This is a genomic window from Sphingomonas sp. (genome assembly GCF_042096255.1).
GTDB lineage: Bacteria > Pseudomonadota > Alphaproteobacteria > Sphingomonadales > Sphingomonadaceae > Sphingomonas.
In genome coordinates, this window is sequence record NZ_JBELLZ010000159.1 from 1 (window position 1) to 4,686 (window position 4,686).

Annotated in this window: 4 protein-coding genes and 1 pseudogene; 1 reads left to right on the plus strand and 4 read right to left on the minus strand. The window is 69.3% G+C overall.

The genetic code is table 11. The features are described 5' to 3' along the window. Nucleotides 1-218, plus strand: a pseudogene (locus ACFDTH_RS17500) (hypothetical protein); the annotation flags it as partial. A gap of 126 nt (nucleotides 219-344) precedes the next feature. Here the strand turns inward: ACFDTH_RS17500 and ACFDTH_RS17505 are convergent. The 4 genes from ACFDTH_RS17505 to dxs form a co-directional block, all read right to left on the minus strand. Continuing rightward, nucleotides 345-1,367: a glycosyltransferase family 4 protein gene (locus tag ACFDTH_RS17505; protein WP_375288833.1), complete on the minus strand. Its 1,023-nt coding sequence runs from the start codon at nucleotides 1,365-1,367 to the stop codon at nucleotides 345-347. 10 nt (nucleotides 1,368-1,377) lie between these two features. After that, complete coding sequence (locus ACFDTH_RS17510) at nucleotides 1,378-2,247, minus strand: UDP-2,3-diacylglucosamine diphosphatase (protein ID WP_375288834.1); 870 nt, start codon at nucleotides 2,245-2,247, stop codon at nucleotides 1,378-1,380. A gap of 181 nt (nucleotides 2,248-2,428) precedes the next feature. After that, nucleotides 2,429-3,046: a glutathione S-transferase family protein gene (locus tag ACFDTH_RS17515; RefSeq protein ID WP_375288835.1), complete on the minus strand. Its 618-nt coding sequence runs from the start codon at nucleotides 3,044-3,046 to the stop codon at nucleotides 2,429-2,431. Next, nucleotides 3,046-4,686, minus strand: a 1,641-nt coding sequence (gene dxs, locus ACFDTH_RS17520; protein ID WP_375288836.1) for a 1-deoxy-D-xylulose-5-phosphate synthase, incomplete at its 5' end; no start/stop codon positions are given. The genes dxs and ACFDTH_RS17515, both read right to left, overlap by 1 nt.

Sequence of the window (4,686 nt, forward strand, 5' to 3'; positions counted from 1 at the left end):
CCTCGGGCGATGGGGACGGGAACCCACGCGCGGGCCGGCTGCGGCCGGGTGGCCGCTACATGGATTGGCGGCTGTCCGCGGATTATGTGATCGGGCGGCTGACCTTCGGGGTCGATTATGTCGGCACCGACATCGGGCGGGCGGACCGGCCGGCGGGTGGCACCGACCTCAGCGAGGATGGCGACCGGGTGATGGCGCGCGCGCGGGTTTCGTTCTGAGGGGGTGATCGGAACGAATCGATCCGTTCGCCCTGAGCGAAGTCGAAGGGCAAGGGCGACGGCAGGGCATGTGCTTCGACTTCGCTCAGCACGAACGGCTTGAGGTGATCGGAAGCTGCTTTGAACCTATGCCGCCGCCCGCAGCGGCGGGATCGGCACAAGCGCATCGAGGAACTGGCGCGCACTGGCCGCCCAGGTGAAGCCCGAGCCATGCGCGGCGCACGCATTGCGATCGAGCGTCAGCGCCCTCCCCACTGCCGCGGCCAGGTCTTCGTCCATTGCGCCGGTCGCAGGCGTCAGCACGTCGACCGGGCCGGTGACCGGATAGGCCGCGACCGGGGTGCCGCAGGCCAGCGCCTCGATCATCACCAGCCCGAACGTGTCGGTGCGGCTGGGGAAGACGAGCGTATCGGCGGCGCGGTAGATGGCGGCGAGCTCGCGGCCGAACCGCGCCCCCAGGAAGTGCGCGTGCGGATAGCGCGCCTGGAGTGCTGCGCGGGCCGGGCCGTCGCCGACGACGACCTTGCTGCCCGGCACGTCGAGGGCCAGGAACGCCTCGATGTTCTTCTCGGGCGCGACACGGCCGACATGGAGCAACACCGGGCCGGGCAGCGCGCGCACCGCGGTATCGACCGGGCCGTCCGGGCCGAACAGCGACAGATCCACCCCACGCCCCCAGGCGCGACTGTGGGAAAGGCCATGCGCCGCCAGCGTCGCGCGGATCGAGCCGGTGGAGGCGAGGATCGCGCGCGAGGGCGTGTGGAACCAGCGGATGTAGCGCCAGAACACCTCCGGGCTGAGGCCGGTGCGCTGCGACACATAGTCCGGAAACTGGGTGTGATAGGCGGTGGTGAACGGCGTGCCGGTGCGCAGGCACCAGGCGCGCGCGGCGAGGCCGAGCGGCCCCTCCGTGGCGATGTGTACCGCTTGCGAGCCGAAGCCGGCGATCTGCGCGCCGATCGCGCTCGGCCGCGCGGGTGCCAGCCGGATCTCGGGATAGGTGGGGCACGGCCAGGAGCGGCGACCCTCGGGCGAGATCACCAGCACCTGGTGCCCCTCGCCCTCCAGCGCGCGGCGCGTCGCCTCCAGCGTCCGAACGACGCCATTGACCTGCGGGGCCCAGGCGTCGGTAACGATGGCGATGCGCATGGCGGAAGCCTCAGGCGGCGAGCGGCACCACCGTGGCGCGGCGTGCATTCACGACGTCTGCCCAGTGCAGCAGTTCCATGCGGCCGTCGTGATGCTCGACCAGGGCGTTGCAGCCTTCGACCCAGTCGCCGTCGTTATAATAGGTGATGCCCTCGATCTCGCGGATCTCGGCGGTATGGATGTGCCCGCAGATCACGCCATCGACGCCGCGCGACCCCGCCGCATGCGCGACCACTTCCTCGAAGTTCGAGATGAAGTTGACCGCGTTCTTCACCTTGGCCTTGGCGTGCTTCGACAGCGACCAATACGGCATGCCAAGGCGGCGGCGCACCGCGGACGTCCAGCGGTTGAGCGCCATCAGCGCGTTGTAGGCGAAATCGCCGACATGGGCGAGCCAGCGGTGGCCGAGCGTGATCGCGTCGAACTCGTCGCCGTGGAGGACGAGCAGGCGGCGGCCGTCCGCGGTCTCGTGGATCGCCTTGCGGCGGATCGCGATGCCGCCGAAGTCGAGACCCGCGAACTGGCGGAACATCTCGTCATGGTTGCCGGGGATGTAGACCATCCGCGTGCCGCGGCGCGCGCGCTTCATCAGCCGGCCGACCACGTCGTTGTGGGCGGCGGGCCAGTAGAACTTCTTCTTGAGGCGCCAGCCGTCGATGATGTCGCCGACCAGATACATGGTGTCGCTGTCGACATGGTCGAGGAAGTCGATCAGCATTTCGGCATTGCAGCCGCGCGTGCCGAGATGGACGTCCGAGATCCAGATCGTGCGATAGCGCTCACGCGTCCCGATCCGCTCGGGAACATGCGGATGCGCACTGGCGAAGTCAGCAAAATCGACGATGTCGGCGATCGTCGCAGTCTCGGCGGTCGTCGGCATGATTGGCCCTCCGAGAGGAGCCTATGCGATATTATTGTGACAGGCACGTAGCGGCGATGTTACGCCTTTGCGTCAGGTAACTTGTTAGAACGTCGTCGGTCGCGTGCTGTTGCACGGTTCGTCGCAGCCTGCTCCCCTCCGTTCGTCCTGAGGAGGGCCTCAGGACGAACGGAGGGGAGCACTACTCGAACAGGACGTGCCCCGGCTGCGCGGCGACGCGGTCGAGCCAGCGCTGCACGTTGGGATAGGCGGCAAGATCGAAGCCGCCCTCACCTGCGACATGGGTATAGGCGTAGAGCGCGATGTCGGCGAGGGTGAAGCGCCCCGCCGCCATCCAGTCGGCGCGCGACAGATGCGCGTCCATCTGCGCCAGCGCGGCGCGGCCAGCGGCCTTCTTGGCGGGGAGCAGCGCCGCCTGCGCCTCGCTCAGCGCCCCCTCGCCGACGTAGCGGCGCCAGAAGCGAAGCGTCGCGACATTGGGCTCGTGGCTATATTGCTCCCAGAACATCCAGCGCAGCATGTCGGCATGGTCGAAGCGGTCGGCGGGGATCAGCGCGCTGCCGTGCGCGAGGTACACGCAGGCGGCGTTGCTCTCGGGCAGGAAGTCGTCGCCGATCTGGAGCACGGGGATGCGCCCGCCCGCGTCGACCTCGCCGAGGAAGGCGGACGTGCGCGTCTCGCCCTTGAGGATGTCATAGGCGCGGCGTTCCAGCGGCACGTCGACATGCGCGGCGGTGAGCCGGATCTTGTAGCAATTGCCCGAGACCGGATCCTCGTGAAGGACCAGCCGCGGCGGCATCAGGCCGAGGCGCCCTGCTGGAGGTCGTTGTGGCGCAGCGCGGAGAGCACGCTGGCGACGATCGCGTCGGCGTCCAGCCCGGCCTCGGCGTACTGCACCGCGGGCGCATCCTGGTCCTGGAAGCGATCGGGCAGGCGCAGGGTGCGCAGGCGGAGGCCGTTGTCGATCAGGCCCTCGTCGCTGGCAAGCGTCAGCACATGCGCGCCGAGCCCGCCGACCGCGCCTTCCTCGATCGTCACCGCCACCTCGTGGCTGGTCAGCAGCCGGCGGATCAGCGCGGTGTCGAGCGGCTTGGCGAAGCGCAGGTCGGCGACGGTGGTGGACAGGCCCTTGGCCTCCAGCTGGTCCGCCGCCCGGAGCGCCTCGCCCAGGCGGGTGCCGAGCGAGAGGATCGCCACCGTCTTGCCTTCTCGCACCACGCGGCCCTTGCCGATCGGCAGTCGCTCGGGCGCTTGCGGCAGCGCGACGCCGGTGCCGTTGCCGCGCGGATAGCGGACCGCGATCGGGCCGTCGTCGTAGAGCGCGCAGGTGTGCGTCATGTGGACCAGCTCCGCCTCGTCGGCGGGGGCCATCACCACGAAGTTGGGTAGCGTCGCGAGATAGGTGACGTCGAAGCTGCCCGCGTGGGTGGCGCCATCCGCACCGACGAGGCCCGCGCGGTCGATCGCGAAGCGGACCGGCAGGTTCTGGATGGCGACGTCATGCACCACCTGGTCGTAGGCGCGCTGGAGGAAGGTGGAATAGATCGCGCAGAACGGCCGCATGCCCTGCGCGGCGAGGCCGGCGGCGAAGGTGACCGCATGCTGCTCGGCGATGCCGACATCGAAGCTGCGGTCGGGGTGGCGCCTGGCGAAACGGTCGACGCCGGTGCCCGAGGGCATCGCCGCGGTGATCGCGCAGATGGTGGGGTCGCGGTCCGCCTCATTGGCCAGCGCGTCGCCGAACACGTTCTGATAGGCGGGCGGCCCCGGTGGCGCCTTGGCCTGGACGCCCGACACCACGTCGAACTTCTGGACGCCGTGGTACTTGTCCGCGGCATTCTCGGCCGGCGCGTAGCCCTTGCCCTTCTTGGTGACGACATGGACGAGGATCGGTCCCTCGTGCGCGTCGCGGACATTCTCCAGCACGGGGATCAGCTGGTCGAGATTGTGGCCATCGATCGGGCCGACGTAGTAGAAGCCGAGCTCCTCAAAGAGCGTGCCGCCCATCGCCATGCCGCGGGCGAACTCGTCGGTCTTGCGCGCGACATCGGCGATCGGGCGCGGCAGCTTCTTGGCGAGGCGCTTGAGCTGGTCGCGCAGGCCCAGGAAGCTGCGGCTGGAAACGATGCGGCTGAGATAGGCGGAGAGGCCGCCGACCGGCGGGGCGATCGACATATCATTGTCATTGAGGATCACGACGAGGCGGTTGCCCGCCTCCACCGCATTGTTCATCGCCTCATAGGCCATCCCTGCGGACATCGCGCCATCGCCGATCACCGCGATCGCCTTGCCGGGCTGGCCGGCGATGCGGTTGGCGGTGGCGAAGCCCAAGGCCGCCGAGATCGAGGTGGAGGAATGCGCGGCGCCGAACGGGTCGTATTCGCTCTCGCTCCGCTTGGTGAAGCCGGACAGCCCGCCGCCCAGGCGCAAAGTGCGGAT

Coding starts and splice junctions, on each gene's coding strand:
- ACFDTH_RS17510 (WP_375288834.1), bottom strand. CDS start 2,247: ATGCCGACGACCGCCGAGACTGCGACGATCGCCGACATCGTCGATTTT.
- ACFDTH_RS17505 (WP_375288833.1), bottom strand. CDS start 1,367: ATGCGCATCGCCATCGTTACCGACGCCTGGGCCCCGCAGGTCAATGGC.
- ACFDTH_RS17515 (WP_375288835.1), bottom strand. CDS start 3,046: ATGCCGCCGCGGCTGGTCCTTCACGAGGATCCGGTCTCGGGCAATTGC.